At 47.0% G+C, this 372-nt stretch carries 1 protein-coding gene; it reads right to left on the bottom strand.

Going from position 1 to position 372, the window contains the following annotated elements; translation table 11 throughout:
* The coding region (locus tag AAEY75_RS14245) for a ClpB D2-like domain containing protein (protein WP_502944417.1) at positions 1-372 on the bottom strand (372 nt) is incomplete at both ends.

Below are 372 nucleotides of genomic sequence, written 5' to 3'. Positions count from 1 at the left end.
AGCGTCATCTTTCTCATCACCTGCTTCAGGCTCTAGGGTTAGATGGACAACCCCACCGTTAACCAAGTCTCCAAACAAGATCATACTGGCCAATGGCTTTTTGATCTCGTCCTGAATCAAACGCTGCATCGGACGTGCACCCATCAAACGATCATAGCCTTTATTGGCCAAGTAATCACGTACTTCATCATCGATCTCTAGCGTGACTTGCTTATCATCAAGCTGCACTTGTAGCTCAACCAAGAACTTATCGACCACTGAAACCACCACTGAGGTATCTAATGGGTTGAACTGGATGATAGCATCCAAGCGGTTGCGGAACTCTGGGGTAAAGACGCGCTTGAGCGATTCTGTATTATCACGGCTATGATC

This window comes from Psychrobacter sp. TB55-MNA-CIBAN-0194 (genome assembly GCF_040309505.1).
Taxonomy (GTDB): domain Bacteria; phylum Pseudomonadota; class Gammaproteobacteria; order Pseudomonadales; family Moraxellaceae; genus Psychrobacter; species Psychrobacter fozii.
This window is presented reverse-complemented; position numbering and strand designations above follow the sequence as displayed.